This window comes from Ornithinibacillus halotolerans, from assembly GCF_014637405.1.
Taxonomy (GTDB): Bacteria; Bacillota; Bacilli; order Bacillales; family Amphibacillaceae; genus Ornithinibacillus; species Ornithinibacillus halotolerans.
Window position 1 is genome coordinate 189689 of sequence record NZ_BMEY01000006.1, and the last position, 19523, is coordinate 209211.

Here is a 19523-nt window from a genome sequence, read left to right on the forward strand (position 1 = left end):
AGTTGTTTTTGTTGAATAAACAAGCTCATTTGCGCGAAGATAGAAGGAGTTTAAGGAGGCAAAGGCAATGAGATGTGGTGAAAAGTGTTTTACTATTCATATAGATAATAATGGTGTAAAAGAAGCGGCGTTAATAAATGCAAGAACACCTGCCGAAGCAAGAAAGAAGTTTCGGAAGGAGTTTGGAAAAGAAAAAGAGATAATTTCTGTTCGTGGGAAAGGGTCAGTCCGACTGTAATGTTAACACAGTGGACTGACCCATCATTTTTATTGAAAATTATTTACAGATATATGGTAGAATAGTAGGAAAAATCTGTTTCTTGACTGGAGGGATGTAAATGCATAATCCAACAAATAAATGCCCGAAATGTAGTTCGGTAGAATTAGGTAAGGGGAAGATGGATAATTATGCCCGGATGTCTTCTGTAGATCGAATGAACTTTGGTTCAGCAATTGAATATATAATATGTACAAATTGCGGTTATATAATAGAAGGATATGTAAAGAAACCTGAGAAATTCAAACGATAATACATTGTCATATGACTAGTTGACAGGGAAAGAAGGGAATACTTTGATTCTAACGGTTCGCTGGATGTTTTACTTGGTAGGACTGATTGTTTTTAGTTATGGTATTACAATCGTATTAAAGATGCAACATCTGGGAGTGCATCCTTGGGATGTATTAAACGTAGCATTGTATGAGAAAATTGGGTTAACAATAGGTTCTTGGGCAATTATCATCTCTATTCTATTAATATGTATCTCGTTAATATTAGATAGAACTTATATTAAGTTCGGAACTTTTATCAATGCTGTACTTGTTGGTGTATTTGTTGATTTATTTTTATGGCTAGATTACTTACCAACTGCGAGCCACACATGGACAGATTATTTAATTATCACTGCTGGTATTGTGACAATGGGGGTTGGGGGCGGATTGTATAATTCTGCAGAACTTGGAGCTGGGCCTCGAGATGGATTTATGTTATCTATTTCTGACATGGTTGGAAAATCTGTAGGCCTAGTAAGGATAGTCGTGGAAACATTAGTACTGCTCATTGGTCTATTATTAGGCGGGCCAGTTTTTTTATTCACTTTTATTTTTACTTTTATTCAAAGTCCAGTATTTGCTTTTTCACTTAAATGGTTTAAGAAGGTAATAGTAAATCTAGAAAGTCGTGTAGAACAGAAAGAGTTCTCTAAAACAAGTGCTTAATTATAACCAAGCGGCTTCACTATTCAGAAGTTAAGTATACAATTCAAGAAGTCTCCCCACTTTAAATGGTTAAAGTGAGGAGTTTCTTTACCTAAATATAATCTTCCACAACACAATAGATACAATAACTAAAATGAATAAATAAACATATATTCCAAAAGTAATCGTAGATATTGCAAAATGGATAGTAGCAAATATTCCAACGAGAATCATGAGTAGAATAATTTTTACAGAAGATCCTCCACCTTGTTGGGCAGACTCAATCGGTTCTGTAAACGGTATTTTTGCAACACTAAACATTTTATAGGATATAAGCATTAAGATGATCCCAGAGAATAAGATGACAATTAAATCCGGTATAATCCTAAAGGAGAATATCCAAACATAAACAATTGAAAGAATGAATAATATTGGCAAGTACAACTTAACGAAAAAGGCTTTTAAAGTTGCACTATAAATGATCGAATGCTTCTTTATTGGAGTTGTATAAAATACCCATGCACCCTTATACTTCCCAGAATATTGAAGCATAAATACAACTACCCCAATAATAATGTTACAAAAATAGATTGTTAAATAGGATTTACTTTCACTTAAAGCTTCAAACGATTGATAGCCAAGATTGTTATAAAGAAAAATTAATGGGAAGATAAGTCCCATTCCTAAGGATGGATACACTTTTAATTTAAAATCTCGTTCTCTACTAATCATAATGGAAGCAAATCGATAGAATGCCCGCTCTTCTTTACTAAAACAAAGGAGTCTCTCTAATAGCTGTCCCAAATTTTTATTTCTTTTCTTGCTCTTTTTCGATTCTTCCATTAATTTCTGTAAGTTTCTTTCAAAGGATGGCATTGATACATAATAAGCGAAGATAGAAACTATCGGAACAATGATTGCAAGTATTGAAAGTAAAATAATTCCTAACGAATAATCTTGATTTAAAAGTAGTTCAAACGGTGCTCCAAACCACAATGGCGGAATTAAAAGATGCCACCAACTAAAATGATAGATTAGCTCAAACCCAACAACATCATAAACTCGTATAATAATTTGATAGCCAATAACCATTCCTATTGCTAGCATGATTTGAACGTAGTTAATCATGTCTTTTAATTTTTCCCCATCAAATAATCTTAAGATAAGGATATAGGCTAGTGATGTGATTGCTAGAATAAATATATCTAGTAGAATAATTTCGATTATGAATATGACAAAGTAGAAAAATCCATTTACAAATAATAGAACAATCGCAGGTATGGTGATAAAAGCACCCGTAATTAATGTTAAATAGATGGAAACATGCATTACTTTTGCTGCATTTATCGTTCTTGAATCAATTGGTTTCGTATTTAAAATGATTTTATCCCGAACATCAAGGATGACAGAAGAGAAATCAGAAATCATTGATGTACCGAGAATAAACATGGCAATCCCAGTAATTAAACTAGCTTGAAGCATCAGATTGTCACCAAGAAAGAAGAAAGGAATTAAAATTAGACCATAAAGTCCATAAATCCAAAGTCCCTTAATAAATTGATTTCCTTCTTTCTTCTTACTTTGGCTTAAGATGGTAGGAACTCTTCGTGCATCCATTGTAAGCTTCATTTGTAAAATCAAACGCATCATATCATAGTCAATATTAAATTTACGAAAAATGGACCGGAAAGGATCAAGAACTTTTAACAAACCATTCTCAATCATATGTATCCTCCGTCACAATAGAAACAATATGTTCAGCCGTTTCTTTATGTTCATCAAATCCGGTTAGCTGATTAAAGATACTTTCCAATGATCCTTTTTGACTTTCAGCTTTTAATTCTTCAAACGATCCATCTGCTTTAATTTCTCCATCTACTAGTAGAACAATACGATTACTTATTTTTTCGACAACGTCCATAATATGTGAGGAGTAAAAAATAGTTTTTCCCTTATTGGCAAGGGCTTCGAGCATATCTTTAATAATCATTACACTGTTCGCGTCAAGACCACTTAATGGTTCATCTAGAAAGATGACATCTGGGTTGTGAAGCAGACTAGAGACAATGAGTACCTTCTGGCGCATTCCTTTAGAGAAAGAAGAGATTCTGGAATGAAAAACATGTTCCATATCAAATTCTATGAGTAAATGTAATGCTTTTTTACGTGCTACTTCTCTATCTAAACCGTAAAGCTCACCAATGAAGGTTAAATATTCAGCAGCAGTAAGGTTATCATAAATTTCTGCGTTCTCTGGTACATAGCCAATTCTTTCCTTGTATGTATAACCACTTTTTGAGATGTCTTTCCCCAATATTTCCACTGTACCTTCATAATTATCAATTAGTCCAAGCATAATTTTTAATGTCGTACTTTTACCTGCTCCGTTTGGCCCGATATACCCGATAATTTGACCACGATAAACATCAAGATTTATTCCATTTAACACATTTTTTCCTGAATAACTCATTGTTAAGTTTTTTAACGATAAAACTTTATCTTCCAATCTAGTAATCTCCTTTCATGAAAACTATTTGTAATAACAATAACAATGTGAAATGGGGATTGCAAGGTGAGGAGGTTGTCCGTTATTGTAAAAAACTAGTATAAATAGGAAATTTTTTGCATATATAACATTATACTAAACTTAGGTCTAAATCCCTGTAATGAATGGTTACTTAATGTGTAAATGTCACATATAGTTAGTTATTGTCGCAAAAAGTGTTGCGAAAGACTTAAGATTATGATTTTGGTCGAATTAAGTAAGAAAAAACTATTACATAACTATGAATAATTACCTCGCTCGTAAATAACTGATTTAATTGTCACGAATGGAATTTAGATGATAGTTAATCAATGTAAGCTAATTTTTCACAAGATCTGCTTATTGAAAGTGAAGGATATCTACTAATCTTTATTACGGCAATGTCTACCATGTCGGTATCAAAGTAGGCACTCGGTCATGCTGTGGGCCTTAGGACCTTAGATGCTAGTCGTCGAAAGTGTGATGTGAGGGTGGGTTAGATGCCCAAAACAGAAAAACTAAATATATACGAGGGGGATTCTATGTGACATATTTTCAACGGTTGTCTTTATTTGTCATCATCGATTCCTGTATCGTCCTGTCAGCAATTAGTATTAGTACGTTGATTATTAATGTGGAACTAATATTACCTGATTTTGAGTTAACCATCACCTCTTTCACCATTTTACTATGTCACCACTTTTTTTCCATTCGATATAACCTATATAAAAGGCTCTGGGAATACGCCAGTATAGGAGAATTAATCGTTATTTTTAAAGTGGTTACATATTCTATTCTAATTACTTTCGTACTACAACAGTTTATTCTTCAACAGCCATCTTCTAGAGTTCTTTTAGTAACTTGGCTTCTTCATTTATTTTTAATTGGTGGTTCTCGATTTCTATGGAGGCTATATCTCGATAGAATGACAACAACTCAAGATCATAAAGTACGAACGTTAATTGTTGGTGCAGGTTCAGCAGGAATCATGGTGGCTAGGCAAATACTTAAGAAGAATGAGCAAAATCTATTGCCTGTGGCTTTCATTGATGACAATCCTCAAAAGCAGCATCTCGATATATTAGGAATCCCAGTTGTTGGTGGAGTGAAAGATATTATTAATGCAGTAGAGAAGTATAAGATTGATAACATTATTATTGCTATACCTTCATTGAGCAGAAAACAGCTAAAAGTAATTTTTCAAGAGTGTATTAAAACTAGTACTCAAACAAAAATCTTACCTGCACTTGAGGATTTAATAACTGGAAGAGTTTCTGTTAATGAGTTCCGCGATGTAAAACTGGAAGAACTGTTAGGAAGGGAACCTGTACAGTTAGAAATGAAGAAAATATCAAAAACTATAACAAATAAAGTTGTTTTAGTTACTGGTGCAGGTGGTTCAATTGGTTCTGAGATTACAAGACAAATTGCAATGTTTCTACCAAAACAATTAATCCTTTTAGGACATGGTGAAAATAGCATCTATAATATTGAACTCGAATTAAAATCAAAAGTTCCATTTAAGTCGATAGATATCGTGCCAGAAATTGCTGATATTAAAGATGAAAAGAAAATTAATAGCATTATAGCTTCCTATGCCCCAGATATTATTTACCATGCTGCTGCTCATAAACATGTTCCTTTAATGGAACAGAACCCAGATGAAGCAGTAAAAAATAATGTGATAGGGACAATGAATGTTGCAAAAGCAGCATCTAACCATCGTGTGAAAACATTTGTTATGTTATCGACAGATAAAGCTGTTAATCCAACGAGCGTGATGGGAGCAACTAAGCGATTAGCAGAAATAATTATTCAAAATATGAATCAAAATAGTTACACAAAATTTGTGACAGTAAGGTTTGGTAATGTACTAGGAAGTAGAGGAAGTGTGATCCCATTATTTGAAAAGCAAATTAAAGAGGGGGGACCAGTAACTGTCACACACCCAGAAATGGTTCGTTATTTCATGACGATTCCAGAAGCTTCAAAACTAGTTATTCAAGCTGGTTCTCTAGCTAAAGGTGGAGAGATATTTGTACTTGATATGGGGGAACCGGTGAAGATTGTCGATGTTGCTAAAAATCTTATTAAATTGTCAGGACATTCAGTTGAGGAAATTGGAATTAAATATACAGGAATACGACCAGGTGAAAAGCTAATGGAAGAATTATTACAAAAAGAAGAAGTTCATGAAAAACAAATATTCCCAAAAATTTATGTAGGAAAAACAATTAGCACAGATATGAAAGAAATTGAAATGGTAGTTAACAATTTAGACTTATTTAGTAAAGAACAATTACGAAAAAAATTAAACTCTTTGGCTAACTATCGTGCACAGCATATTGAACATAACATCGTATCAAATGGAGGTGGTTAGTAATTGCCATTAAAATTAATGTGCATAACAAATAATGAGAGAATTGCAAGGATTTATGAAAGTAATGGTGTTGACTGGATATTTGTAGACCTAGAAGTCAATGGAAAAAGAGAGAGACAACAGCATGTATCCTCCGTTATTTCAGATCATCATATTGACGATGTTAAAGTACTGAGTTCTGTTTTAACAAAAGCGAAGTTATTGGTAAGAATCAATCCGATAAATGAATTTTCGAAGGAAGAAATCGATGCTGTTATTATCAATGGTGCAGATATTATCATGCTTCCCTATTTTAAAGAGGTAAAGGAAGTTGAGGAATTTTTGAACTATGTAGATGGCAGAATTGAAACGTGTCTCTTGTTGGAAACTTCTGAGGCAGTAGATAATATTGATTCTATCTTATCTGTTCCAGGTATTAATTATATTCATATTGGTTTGAACGATTTACATCTTAGTTACAAGATGAATTTTATGTTTGAACTATTAGCAGATGGTACTGTCGAGAAATTATGTTTAAAAATTAGAGAGAAAAATATCCCCTATGGTTTTGGTGGTGTTGCACAGTTAGGCCATGGTGCACTGCCAGCTGAACATATCATTGCAGAACATTACCGGCTTCAATCAAGCATGGTAATTTTATCTAGGACATTTTGTAATGTGGAAAACATGACGAACTTAGATGAAATCAACAACATATTTTCAACTGGAATTAAGAATTTAAGACAATTTGAAAAAAGTTTAACTACTAAACCACAAGCCTACTTTATCAGAAATAAAGAGACCATTATAGAAAAAGTTTCCGAGATTATAAGTAACATATAATTAATCTACAACATGCATTCTATAGGAGAACGGATGATTAGAAATGAATTTATCTTTTGAGGTTTTAGATGTAATAAGTAATAAATATGGTGAATCCTTTTATCTGTTAGATTCAAAAAGGTTTCGTGAAAATTATGAGGAATTATTACAATCATTTAAGAAGATTTATCCGAATACCCATATTGCTTATTCCTATAAAACAAACTATATTCCTAAGTTATGCAAGATTGTAGATGAATATGGTGGCTACGCAGAGGTCGTTTCTGAAATGGAATATAAACTAGCAATAAAAATTGGGGTAGAAGCACAAAAGATTTACTTTAATGGACCATTCAAACATTCTTGGGCAATCGAGAATTTGCTCTTAGATGGTGGAGTTGTCAATATTGATTCGATAGAAGAATTCGAATGGATCAAAGTATTTGCTGAAAAATATCCGGAAAAGCAATTTTTTGTTGGTGTACGATGTAATTTTGATATTGATGATGGAATTATCTCTCGCTTCGGGATTGATGTTCATTCGGAGGAATTTTCAACAGTAGTTAAAGAAATCAATGAAACTAATAATTTACAGCTTAAGGGTCTACATTGCCATTTTGCTTCTAGATATATCAATGTTTGGCCGAACAAAGTGATAGGAATGATACAGTTAGTTCAACAATATTTTAAGGAACCACCAGAGTTTGTAAGTGTCGGTGGAGGGTTATTTGGAAAGATGGAGGATTCGTTAAAAGCTCAATTTGATTATTCTATACCTGATTTTCATGATTATGCGGAAGTAATTGCTACTCGTTTTAAGGATGCTTTTGAAATGTTTGAGACTGATAAACAACCGAAACTAATTATAGAGCCAGGAACGGCACTTTGTGGGGACGCTATGAAATTTGTTTGCCGGGTAATAAGTATTAAGGATATAAGGGGGAAGAAAATCGCTACTGTATCTGGCAGTATGTACAATATTAACCCAACGCTTAATAAGAAAAATCCACCAATTACTATTTACCAAGCAAATGCCGCAAATGAAAATAATGTATATACGGATTTGGACATAGGTGGGTATACATGTATCGAATCGGACTATCTATATCGCGGTTATCATGGCGAACTTGCAGTAGGCGATTATATCGTATTTGACAATGTAGGATCTTATTCTATCGTATTAAAGCCACCATTTATCTTACCTAATTTTAGTGTAATCGAGCTCAATGATCTAACAAAAGAAATAGAGTTAGTGAAGCATAATGAAAGTTTTGATGATGTGTTCCATACGTATATATTCTAATTTGTATAGTGGAGGGAGATAGCTTGAATTTCTTATTGAAAAAAAGTATGGATATTATCATTTCATCGATATTCATCGTTATCTTCACACCACTATGCATTATTATAGCTGTTGCGATAAAAAGAGATTCTAAAGGGCCAATTTTGTTTAAGCAAAAACGATTAACCAAAAACGGCCGAGAATTTACGATGTATAAATTTCGAACAATGATTGAAAACGCAGAATATATGGGAACAGGTTTATTTAATTATGAAAATGACTTCCGAGTTACTAAGGTAGGAAGATTGTTAAGAAATACTAGTTTGGATGAATTACCACAACTGATAAATATCTTGAAAGGGGATATGGCATTAATTGGACCGAGACCACCAGTATCATATGAACTTGGAAAATATGAAAATTTAAATGAAGCGTATAAAAGAAGGTTTACTGTATTACCTGGCATAACTGGGCTTGCACAAGTAAAAGGACGAAATGAATTACCGTGGGATGAAAAAGTAAAGTTTGATAATGAGTATATTGATCTATTCCATAAATATGGCATATTGATAGATTTGAAGATTTTAGCACTTACTATCATCAATGTGTTTAAAATGAAAAATATTTACGAAGTGGAAGAGGAATCTTCTTCTATTGATATAACAGAAAAAGAGGAACCTTTGGACGAAGTGTTTGAGAAGAAGTGACTATCGGTAATGTTAGTCTAAAAGTAAATTCTCTTATAGGAGCTTACATATGAATAGAGATGAATATAATCGATTGATATGGATAAGCGGAAAGATTGTACCGCTTAAAGATGCAACAATTAATGTGTTGTCACCTACAGCCCAGTTTGGTGCTAATGTATTTGAAGGAATTCGTTGTTATTGGAATGACACAAAGCAGGAGTTGTATGCATTTCGTCTCGTTGAGCATTATGTGAGACTACAGAACTCCATGAAGATGTTTCGAATGGGAAATATATATTCCATGGACGAATTACGACAAGGACTAATTGATGTCATTAAGGCAAACAATTACAAAGAAGATATTGCTGTACGTCAGACAGTGTTTATTGATGGGTTTGGTTCTTGGCATTCGAAAGAACCTGTAAATATGTTTATCGCACCAATCCCAAGAAAACGATTAGAAAATTCGTTAGACGAGGGATTAAGGTGTTGTATCAGTTCATGGGAAAGAATTAGTGATAATAACATTTCTCCAAAAGTAAAAGTAGGGGCCAATTATATTAATAGTCGAATGGCTCATATGGAAGCAGTTGAAAATGGTTATGATTCTGCAATTCTCTTGAATAATCATGGAAAAGTAGCGGAGGGCACAGGGGCTTGCTTGTTTATTGTTAGAGATGGTGTCTTAATTACACCCCCAACTTCAGCTTCCATTTTAGAAAGTATTACAAGAAGTACCATTATCGAATTAGCCAGAAAAGAGTTGAATCTGGACGTACTTGAAATGGAAATCAATCGAACAGATTTATATATTTGTGATGAGGCATTTCTTTGTGGATCAGCAGTAGAGGTTAAACCGATCATCAATATTGATGGCTATACGATAGGAACAGGGCAAGTAGGAGAAATAACAAAAAGGATTTATGAACTGTATCTTAGTGCTGTCTATGGAGAACTACAAGGGTATGAAAAATGGTTGACCCCAATTTATCAGGATGTAGATAGGATTGAGGGGGTTATTACTTGAAATGTTTATACGTAACAAATATTGAACATACGATTTATTTGTTTTTTACACCACATATCAAACTGCTGAAAGATATGGGAGTAGATGTGACTGTTTTAACCTCTGTTGAAAATGAGGAAAAACTAAAAGAAACATTACCAGGTGTTAAGTTTCAACATATACCTTTCACTAGAAGTGTAAAAAGTGTAACTAATATAAAAGTTTATAGAAAACTAAAGCAGCTATTCATACGGGAGCAGTACGATTTTATTCATGTACATACACCGATAGCTGCTTTTTTAACTAGGTTGGCCGCACCGAAGGAACAAGCAATTATATATACGGCTCATGGGTTTCATTTTCATAATAAAGGATCTAGACTTACTAATCTAATGTATTATATGGCGGAGAAGATGGTAGCTTCAAAAACTTCAAGAGTCATTGTGATGAATGAAGAAGATAGAAAGAAAGCAGAAAAATTATTTCAAACAGAAAAGATACACCTAATACATGGTGTCGGTGTAGATGCTCAATTCTACAATCCAAAAGAATATTCTCATCTAGATAAAAAACACTTGAAGGAAAAATTAGGGATTCCTATTGATGCAAAAGTAATTACGCAAATTGCAGACGTAAATGATAATAAACGTCAAATAGATATCATTTCTGCTGCAGAATTGTTGAAAAAATACAACCAAAATTTTGTCATACTCTTGATAGGAAATGGGCCATTACTCGAACATATCCAAAATCAAATAGTGGAAAAAGAATTAGAAAACAACGTATTTTGTCTTGGATATCGTAATGACATAAGAGACATATTGAGTATTACAGATATAGGGTTATTAGTGTCTTTAAGGGAAGGTTTGCCCAAGTCCGTTATGGAGATGATGGCAATGGAAATTCCGGTAGTTGCTACTAATATTAGAGGGAATCAGGACTTGATTGAAGATGGAGAGAACGGATATTTAATTCCTACTAAAAATCCAGTTCAACTACAGAAGGCCATAAACACATTAATACAAAATGTTACGTTACAAAAGCAGATGGGAAGAGAAGCTAGAAAGATAATTCTTGCTAAGTATGATGTAAAAAACATACTTCAAGAAACAGGTAAAGTTTATGAACACTTCATGGCAGATAGAGTAGAAGGGATGTCTTAAACAATTGCTAACAACGGTTAGGAGGTGTTGAACAGTATAAAATGAATACAGTTGGTAAATTCGTCATCTCTTTGGACTTGGAATTAAATTGGGGAGTTTTTGATGTTTTCACCTTAGAAGAATATGGTGAAAATCTACTTGGGGTTCGAGAAGTAGTTCCACAATTATTGGAGCGATTCACTGAACATGAGATAAAGGCGACTTGGGGAATTGTTGGCTTTTTATTTTATTCTACAAAAGAAGAATTATTAAGTGAATTACCTATTAATAAACCAAATTATCAGGACCAAACTCTATCATCCTATCATCTTATGAAGTCTATAGGAAAGAACGAAACTGTAGATCCGTATCACTACGGAGCAAACCTAATACAACAAATTAAACAATCAAAAAATCAAGAAATAGCTACCCATACACTCAGTCATTATTATTGTTTAGCGAAGGGGCAGGATATTCAATCATTTGAAGAAGATTTGTTAAAAGCAGTTCAATTAGCTAGGGAAAATGAAATCGAGATAAAAACCATTATTTTTCCACGTAATCAACTTAATATCGACTATCTACCAATTTGTCGGAAACATCATTTAAACGCCTACCGGGGGAACGAAGAACATTGGTTATATCGTGCAGAGGAACGAGAAGGACTTTTTAAGCGCGCGATTAGGCTAATGGATAATTATGTGAATATATCTGGTCATCATATCTACTCCTTTTCAGATTTAACTAATCATCATGGGATTGTAAATGTACCTTCGAGTAGGTTTTTAAGACCATATTCTCCTAAAACAAGCGTATTAGAGTCATGGAAGCTAAAACGAATAAAATCCGGTATGACTAAAGCAGCAAAGAAAGGAAAAATGTATCATCTTTGGTGGCATCCCCACAACTTTGGAGTTCATATAAGCCAAAATATGGAGTTGTTGGATTCCATCATTAATCATTTCCATATACTCAAGAGGCAATATGGGATGGAGAACGTAACGATGCAAGAAGTAAGTGAAAGCGTGCTAAAAAATAGTAGGGAAGTTACGAAAAGTTCTGTTGAAAAATTACAATAAATGTGGTGTTTGATGGTGTTATCCAATAGAAGAATTGATTTTTTTTTAATCGGGGCTTTAGTAGTTTGTTTGCCGTTCATGTTTCGGTTAAATATGGTCATTGAATTAAACGTTTCCTTAGCTGATATCCTAATCGTTATTATCTTATTTTGGCTAATATCAATTAAAGAAAATCAACAGGTCTTAGCGGTTGTACTTAAACAGAACTATTTAATCATTGTATATATGCTTCTATTAATCTACTTCTGCATCATAAGTATGGCAAATTATTTTACAAATATTTATATAGATTTTCCTTACGGCTTATCAGCAATCATAAAGTTATTTGTAAATTTTATCTATGTCTTGGTGCTGTTAATTTTTATTGAAAAATATAAAGATGATGTAATACTTCTATTATTTAAATGGTGGAGAATTACCGCAATAATCATTTCTGTTCTTTGTATTATAAGTGTTATTTTATATCGATTTGGAGTTGATAATGGATTAACTTCGGGAGGACGTGCACAAGCAACACTTAATGATCCTAATTTAGCAGCTCTATATCTTATCGTATCATTTACGATTGTCGCAATTTCTTCTACTTTTGTGCAGAAAAAATTAATCGTCAATGTTGCCATGGTAGTTGTATTAATTGCACTCGTATCTACTGCTTCACGTGGTGGAATGGTGAGTATTGTTTTTAGTGTTTTGATTGTATTATTTCTGAGTTTAATGATGGGAAGGATAAAGGAATTATTTTTCTTATTAATCATAGGAAGCATAATATCTTTTATCATTTTATTAATTAACAGTTCATCAGATTTTTTAAGCTTTGCGATGGAGAGGGTAGCTAGGATAGGTACAGAAGGTGATGGTACTTCTGACCGCATACTTTTATGGAAATCTGCTTATGAAATGTGGATGGATAATCCATTTATTGGCATAGGAATAGGTCAATTTATTCCTTACTCGACTGAAATGTACGGGTATACTTTTTCGAGTATCCCACACAACACGTACCTTTCTTTCTTGTCCGAAACGGGTATCCTTGGATTTCTTGCTTTTATTTGGTTTCCTATGTACCTAGTCATCAAGGTGATTTTAGGATTAATTAAGAGAGGTGGTAATGTTTTTTATTATTTATTTATCGGGTTAAATGCCATTGCTATTCAATCAATAACTATTAATATTGAAAACATTCGTTTTATATGGATTTATTTAGCTGTTTGTTTTGTTCTTATACATACTGATTTCAACCAACAACCTAAGGATACACAAGAGAACAGTGCTTGGATTAAATTGGAGGTGAACGAATGAAGGATGCCTTTTCCATACAAGAGATATTCATGACTCTTAAAAAACGAATAGTTTTGATTATTTCGCTTACAATTAGCCTAATTTTAACAGCCGTAATTATTAGCTATTTCGTCATCACTCCAACATATCAATCATCCTCACAATTTATCGTTATCCATCAGCCAAGCCAAAATAATCCAGTAAACTTAGGTGAACTAGAAATGAATTTAGAATTAATTAATACGTACAAGGAAATTGTAAGAAGTTCTTCCATTTTAGAGAAGGTTATTAAAGAGGTAAATCTAAATACTACTCCCGAAGAACTTGGAAAGAAAATTCAAGTGAGTAGCGGAGAGGATTCACAAGTTATAACTGTTTCAGCTATAGGCGAGAGTCCTGAACTTGCTGCTCAATTAACGAATTTAATCGTAGAACATTTTCAAAAAACAATCGTATCCATTATGAATATAGATAATGTTTTTATATTATCTAAAGCAAATCCTGCTTCATCCCAAAAGCCAATTCAACCGAGACCTTTCATTAATATTCTTATTGCAGGAATTATTGGCGTGGCAACTAGTATTGGAATGGCATTATTTCTTGAATTTTTAGATACAAAGGTAAAGTCTGAAGCCGATATAGAAAATTTGGGAATTACCGTGTTAGGATCCGTTTCAGTAATAGAAAAAAGAAAGGGGAAAAAAGAGAAGGAGGCAGATGATGAAAAGAAACAAAAAAACAACAGAACGAATAAATTTAATAACAGTTGAAAGAAAAAATAAACAGATTGCAGAACAGTTTCGCTCGATTCGTTCGAATATATACTTTGCAATGCCTAAAAGTAAGACAAAGACAATCGTGGTCACTTCTCCTCATTCCAGAGATGGTAAAACAATGACAGCAGCAAACCTTGCCATCGCTTTCTGTCAGGAAGGGAAAAAAGTGTTGCTAGTTGATACCGATCTTAGAAGGCCATCTATTCAGAACGTATTTCGGGTTCCCAATCATTATGGTCTATCCAATTATTTAGTGGATCAAATTAAGCTTAATGATTCGATTACTAGTACTTTTATTACAAACTTAGATATCGTCACTAGTGGTATTATTCCTCCTAACCCAGCAGAATTACTAGGTTCAGCTCAAATGAGCCATTTTATTACGACAGTAATTAATATGTATGATGTCGTTATTTTTGATACTCCACCTATTTTAGTCGTAACGGATGCCAATCTAATTGCTAACCAATGTAGTGCAACGTTATTAGTCGTTAGGGCGAAAAAAAATGAGGTAGAAGATGTTCAAAAGGCTAAGGAACAATTACAGTTTGCTGGAGCCAATGTCATTGGCGCGATTTTAAATGGAAAGAAACAGTCCAAAGACTATTCCGGATATTACTGACATTTAGGAGTTGAACTAATTGGTAAAGGTTCATTATAAACGTGGAATTGTGAACATGATGGATATATATGGATCCACGAATACAAATTTAAGTGTAGAAGCTGATATCATTATTTCCTCTAGAGTTTTATTTCCAAATGATGAATCTACAGTTTCATTTAAAGAAAAAGGTATTCTACACAGTTACGGTAAAACTTTAGTAATTGATGTACATCGACCCGAAGACGAGATATATAAAGAAATTCATAAAAATACAAGATATAAAATTAATCGAGCTTCGAAAAGGGATCCGATATTGTATTTTGAACTAACATCCCCAACTGATGAAGAAATTAATGCATTTTTGCAATTTTTTAATGAGTTCGCGGCTCACAAAAATATACCAAAAGGAAATCTCCAACGATTAACAGGTCTGAGAGATCAAAATGCACTAATGATATCTTATATGACAGATGAGAACTTCAATCCATTGTGTTATCACGCCTATGTCTTAACAGATACATATGGATCATTATTGCATTCAGCCTCAGCTAGATTTCAAAACTCCCAAGAACGAAATATGATTGGGAGGGCCAATCGATACCTTCATTGGCTGGATATAAAGAGTTTTCGTAGGCTTGGACTTAAGTGGTTCGATTTTGGTGGATATTTTGTCGATGCAAAGGAGGAAGGGGAGCAGCATATTAACCGGTTTAAAGAAGAATTTGGTGGTCATGTTGTTGATGAAGAGAAGAAGTTTCAACCAATCAGCTTGTTAGGAAAATTAATTGTACTTCTTTTTTGGTTGAAAACGCGGAAAAGACCAGATATTTTGCGAGCTAAAGTATATAGGCAGAAACAAGTGCCATACAGAAACTCGTGACATATTAGGTCTTTATTTTTGGTGGAAATGGAAGGATAGATGTGTCATTAAGAAGCTATCATTAAAAATGAATATGACTTGGAATGTAATCGGAAGTATCATCTATTCATTTACACAATGGTTACTATTAATCGTAATTGCGAAACTAGGTACGCCAGAAATGGTAGGATATTACGCGCTTGGTCTGGCAGTTACAGCCCCAATTGTATTATTTACAGATATGAAATTGCGTTTAGCACTCGTAACTGACACCAAAAATGTATACCTTTTTGATAATTACTTAGGAGCGAGGGTTCTTTCCGTTGGGGTTGCTTTATTCATCATAATCTTAGTCATTATTATTTTTGGTTATGAATTTCATACAGCTATAATCCTCCTTCTCGTTGGAATTGCTAAGTTACCAGAGTCGGTTAGCGATATTTTTCATGGGCAATTACAAAAGTATGAGCGAATGGACTTAATAACGATCTCCAATGTAATGAAAGGAATCGGAACAGTTATTGTTTTCTTTGTACTTTTACTTTTAACGAATAATCTAATTTGGGCGTTAGTAGGTCAAATTCTAACTTGGGTAATGGTCCTATTATTTTTTGACTATCTTGTTGTGAAGGGTTTGTTTCAATCAGTTCAGATAGATTTTCAATGGAGTAAGTTAAAGAGCTTATTTCATTTATCGATACCATTAGGATTGATGGCCTTACTAACTTCTTTTAATACGAATATACCTAATTATTTTGTTGAATATTTTATAGGTACGGAAGAATTAGGTTATTTGGCAGCTCTTCTCTATATACTCTTTGCAGGAAATCGTTTAGTAGACTCGCTAAGGCAGCCAGCAGCGACACGGTTAGCAACTTTATTTGAACAAAATAGGTTAAAGGAATATCAGAAATTACTTCTTTTGTTGGTGACAATTGGATTTCTTATGGCTGTTGTAGGTATTGGTGTAACTATTGTATTAGGAGAGTTATTGTTAACCATTATCTATACCAATGAATATACAGCTTACTCACAATTATTTATCTATATAATGGGAGCGGGGATTTTTAGTTTTCCCGCCATGTTTCTCGACACTGGATTAATTGCAACACGAAATTTCAAGTTACAACCATATTTAGCCGCAATTTGGGTAATAGGTAGTCTTATAGGTTGCTATATTTTTATTCCCAAATATGGTCTAGATGGGGCTGCATATGCAATTATTCTCGCATCATTCTTGAAATTTATCAGTCTAGTCATTGCTTTATTTATTATATTGAAGATAAAAACATTGGCCAAATATATTCGGTATTTATAAGGGGGATAAATCGTGAAGATAAGTGAAGTGAAACAATATGCTAAAAAGGATGAATCAGCAACCTATTATATGGCTTTACATCGAAAACTTGGATTGTATGTAGCATGGATGATTGTAAAGATCTTTCCTTCCATCTCTGCAAATACAGTAACGATTAGTACATTACCATTAAATATTCTTTCCGCGACGATTCTATACTTTGCAATCGTATCCTCTTCTTATAGTTTATTGTTTGTAGCCTTCATCATCTCATTCTTTACATTTACACTAGATTGTTCCGATGGAAATATAGCAAGGATTAAGAAATCTGCTTCAATTAAAGGAGTTTACTATGATCGGTTAGTACACAACCTATCTCATCCATTGTTTTACTTTGTGATAGGTTTCGGACTGTATTCAAGTACAGATCACATAATCTACCTGATTATTTTTCTAGTAGTTGGTATATTAAGTGAACTATCGCCTTTAGACGTATCCCAAAAAGATGTTGAAACATTATTTATCAGGCAAGCAGTATTACATTCCACTATTAATTATAATAAACAAAATCACCAATTTAGGGAAAGCTCACATAACCAACAATCTGCCAGTCGTCCAACATCAAAGGTTAAAAAAATAATTAAAACCATTCTAGAAGATGATTCGTTCTATTTGATGTTGTTACTAGATTTGATTCTATTCAACAACCAATACTATCTCTCCATTTCATTAGCTCTCATTGTAATATTAGGGAGAGTTGTAATTAAATTAGACATTAAAAAGTGGGAAAGTAATCTTCATGAAGTATTGGAAAAAATAGATAATCACAAAAGTCAATTATAAATAAAGGTGGTGAACTAATGGCTGTTCTTGTCACAGGGGGAGCTGGATTTATTGGGACGCATGTTTGTGTAGAGTTAATAAATAACGGTTATACAATTGTTGTTGTTGATAATCTATCAACTAGTAATTCTGAAGGAATCAAACGGGTAAAGCAAATTACAGGCAAGGATTTCAACATATATTATTTCAGTTTAAGTGATAAGAGAAAGCTAGCTGAAGTCTTTAAAATGGAAAAGATTGACACGGTTATTCATCTAGCTGGATATAAATCTGTTTCTGAATCGACAAAGGAACCGATGAAGTATTATCGTAATAACTTTGCTTGTACAGTTACCCTATGTGAAGTTATGCAATTATATGGGGTGAAGCGGCTTGTCTTTAGTTCTTCTGCTACAGTATATTCAACGGCTCAGCATCTAAATCCTATATCAGAATCTTCTCCATTAAATCCAACGAATCCATATGGGAGAACAAAGCAGATGACTGAGACTTTTTTACGAGATGTGTATGCTTCCGATATGTCATGGGGAATTATGATTTTGCGTTATTTTAATCCAATTGGGGCTCATGAGAGTGGACTAATTGGCGAAGATCCTAAAGGAGTACCGAATAATTTAGTCCCATATATCACACAAGTAGCAGTCGGTAAATTACCGACTCTTTTTATTTTTGGAAATGATTATCCGACTAAGGATGGAACTGGAGTACGCGATTATATACATGTGGTTGATTTAGCTTTAGGTCATGTTCAAGCATTAAAGAGAGTAGAAAAGAGTAGTGGGCTAGATGTATTTAATTTAGGTACTGGTCAAGGATATAGCGTGTTAGAAGTTATCTGGACTTTTGAACAGGTAGCAAATAGGAAAATACCATTTGTCTACAAACCTAGACGTTCAGGAGATACAGCGATATGTTATGCCGATGTTACAAAAGCTGAAAAATACTTGGGGTGGAAAGCAACAAGAGGACTAGAAGAAATGTGTCAAGATGCATGGCGTTGGCAACAACTGCATCCCAATGGGTATGATTTAGAGACAGCTCCTTAGTCAATGTTCCATCTATATCTACTACTTTTATACTATTTTAAAGAAATCTATTTATAAGCTCTTTAACATCTTGATTATTTTAATAGATTAGAATAAGATAAAAGTATGTTCTTTATAAAGAACTAAGTATTTGTTTTAAGATAAGTTTAATTAAGTGAAGATGCTATTTGTGAAAGGTTATTAAGGGATGAGTATTATAAGGAACAGAAGTTATCTACTTAGTCCCACTTTAGCAAATTGAAAACGAGGTTATAAAGATGATAGGAGAAAATATTAAAAAGAGAAGAAAAAGTATGGGATTAAGTTTATCTGAGTTGGCTGAGCGTGCAGAAATATCGAAGTCTTATTTAAGTAATATTGAGCGTAACCAGAATGATAACCCGTCCATTCAAGTATTAGTAAAAATTGCACATGTACTTAAAGTGGATTTACGTTCGTTAATTGGGATCGAATCGGCTAATGAACTTATTGACAAAGAATGGGTAGATTTTATTGAGGATTTAAGAAACTTAGGGATAGAGAAGAATAATTTGATAGAGTTAAGACCAATAATTGAATTTATGATTTGGCAGAAGGAAAAGAGTGGGAAATAGAAAGAGGCTGGGACAAAACTAGCCAGAAAGTAATAAAAAACTGGTTCCAAGCGATTGAAAATTGCTTGGAACCAGTTTTTTTGAAATCATTTCCATTTCCTAAACTAGATTTGCCGTTTTTGGCGGT

20 protein-coding genes are annotated in these 19523 nt (G+C 33.4%); 18 read left to right on the forward strand and 2 right to left on the reverse strand.

Annotation, left to right across the window (positions count from 1 at the left end):
• The first annotated feature begins 67 nt into the window (after positions 1–67).
• From IEV35_RS07940 to IEV35_RS07950, 3 genes are all read left to right on the forward strand, one after another.
• Positions 68–238, forward strand: coding sequence for a hypothetical protein (locus IEV35_RS07940; RefSeq protein ID WP_188384121.1), 171 nt, complete (start codon positions 68–70; stop codon positions 236–238).
• Between the two features lie 100 nt (positions 239–338).
• Positions 339–530, forward strand: a complete 192-nt coding sequence (locus tag IEV35_RS07945; RefSeq protein ID WP_188384122.1) for a transcription initiation factor TFIIIB — start codon at positions 339–341, stop codon at positions 528–530.
• A gap of 64 nt (positions 531–594) precedes the next feature.
• Positions 595–1218, forward strand: coding sequence for a YczE/YyaS/YitT family protein (locus IEV35_RS07950; protein ID WP_188384154.1), 624 nt, complete (start codon positions 595–597; stop codon positions 1216–1218).
• Between the two features lie 87 nt (positions 1219–1305).
• Here IEV35_RS07950 and IEV35_RS07955 read toward each other — a convergent pair whose 3' ends face one another.
• Positions 1306–2922, reverse strand: coding sequence for a hypothetical protein (locus IEV35_RS07955; protein WP_188384123.1), 1617 nt, complete (start codon positions 2920–2922; stop codon positions 1306–1308).
• On the reverse strand, positions 2915–3667 hold the full coding sequence (locus IEV35_RS07960; protein ID WP_188384155.1) for an ABC transporter ATP-binding protein: 753 nt from the start codon (positions 3665–3667) through the stop codon (positions 2915–2917). Before IEV35_RS07960 ends, IEV35_RS07955 begins: the two co-directional genes overlap by 8 nt.
• 598 nt (positions 3668–4265) lie before the next feature.
• Here IEV35_RS07960 and IEV35_RS07965 point away from each other — a divergent pair.
• The 15 genes from IEV35_RS07965 (at position 4266) to IEV35_RS08035 (ending at position 19396) form a co-directional block, all read left to right on the forward strand.
• Entirely contained in the window at positions 4266–6101 is a 1836-nt protein-coding gene (locus IEV35_RS07965) for a polysaccharide biosynthesis protein (protein ID WP_188384124.1), read from the forward strand.
• A 3-nt stretch (positions 6102–6104) separates the two neighbouring features.
• A complete protein-coding gene (locus IEV35_RS07970; protein ID WP_188384125.1) occupies positions 6105–6923 on the forward strand; it encodes an aldolase/citrate lyase family protein in 819 nt (272 codons plus the stop codon).
• A gap of 43 nt (positions 6924–6966) precedes the next feature.
• The gene (locus IEV35_RS07975) at positions 6967–8205 is read left to right on the forward strand and encodes a type III PLP-dependent enzyme domain-containing protein (protein WP_188384126.1); all 1239 of its coding nucleotides are present in this window, start codon (positions 6967–6969) and stop codon (positions 8203–8205) included.
• Between the two features lie 35 nt (positions 8206–8240).
• Positions 8241–8891 carry a sugar transferase gene (locus tag IEV35_RS07980; RefSeq protein WP_229740682.1) on the forward strand — a complete coding sequence of 217 codons (651 nt, stop codon included), beginning with the start codon at positions 8241–8243 and terminating at the stop codon, positions 8889–8891.
• 49 nt (positions 8892–8940) lie between these two features.
• On the forward strand, positions 8941–9900 hold the full coding sequence (locus IEV35_RS07985) for a branched-chain amino acid transaminase (RefSeq protein ID WP_188384127.1): 960 nt from the start codon (positions 8941–8943) through the stop codon (positions 9898–9900).
• Positions 9897–11042, forward strand: a complete 1146-nt coding sequence (locus IEV35_RS07990) for a glycosyltransferase family 4 protein (RefSeq protein WP_188384128.1) — start codon at positions 9897–9899, stop codon at positions 11040–11042. The genes IEV35_RS07985 and IEV35_RS07990 overlap by 4 nt, the downstream gene beginning before the upstream one ends.
• Positions 11043–11083: 41 nt before the next feature.
• Positions 11084–12100 carry a polysaccharide deacetylase family protein gene (locus IEV35_RS07995; RefSeq protein ID WP_188384129.1) on the forward strand — a complete coding sequence of 339 codons (1017 nt, stop codon included), beginning with the start codon at positions 11084–11086 and terminating at the stop codon, positions 12098–12100.
• Positions 12101–13399: an O-antigen ligase family protein gene (locus IEV35_RS08000; protein WP_188384130.1), complete on the forward strand. Its 1299-nt coding sequence runs from the start codon at positions 12101–12103 to the stop codon at positions 13397–13399.
• Entirely contained in the window at positions 13396–14148 is a 753-nt protein-coding gene (locus IEV35_RS08005) for a YveK family protein (RefSeq protein ID WP_188384131.1), read from the forward strand. The genes IEV35_RS08000 and IEV35_RS08005 overlap by 4 nt, the downstream gene beginning before the upstream one ends.
• Positions 14099–14776 carry a CpsD/CapB family tyrosine-protein kinase gene (locus tag IEV35_RS08010; protein WP_188384132.1) on the forward strand — a complete coding sequence of 226 codons (678 nt, stop codon included), beginning with the start codon at positions 14099–14101 and terminating at the stop codon, positions 14774–14776. The genes IEV35_RS08005 and IEV35_RS08010 overlap by 50 nt, the downstream gene beginning before the upstream one ends.
• A 19-nt stretch (positions 14777–14795) precedes the next feature.
• Positions 14796–15638: a GNAT family N-acetyltransferase gene (locus IEV35_RS08015; RefSeq protein ID WP_188384133.1), complete on the forward strand. Its 843-nt coding sequence runs from the start codon at positions 14796–14798 to the stop codon at positions 15636–15638.
• 67 nt (positions 15639–15705) lie between these two features.
• On the forward strand, positions 15706–16935 hold the full coding sequence (locus IEV35_RS08020) for an oligosaccharide flippase family protein (protein ID WP_188384134.1): 1230 nt from the start codon (positions 15706–15708) through the stop codon (positions 16933–16935).
• Positions 16936–16947: 12 nt separating this feature from the next.
• A complete protein-coding gene (locus tag IEV35_RS08025; protein ID WP_188384135.1) occupies positions 16948–17757 on the forward strand; it encodes a CDP-alcohol phosphatidyltransferase family protein in 810 nt (269 codons plus the stop codon).
• A 17-nt stretch (positions 17758–17774) separates the two neighbouring features.
• Positions 17775–18803: a UDP-glucose 4-epimerase GalE gene (gene galE / locus IEV35_RS08030; RefSeq protein ID WP_188384136.1), complete on the forward strand. Its 1029-nt coding sequence runs from the start codon at positions 17775–17777 to the stop codon at positions 18801–18803.
• Between the two features lie 257 nt (positions 18804–19060).
• Positions 19061–19396 (forward strand): helix-turn-helix domain-containing protein, encoded by a 336-nt coding sequence (locus IEV35_RS08035; protein ID WP_188384137.1) that lies wholly within the window; start codon positions 19061–19063, stop codon positions 19394–19396.
• Positions 19397–19523 lie beyond the last annotated feature (127 nt).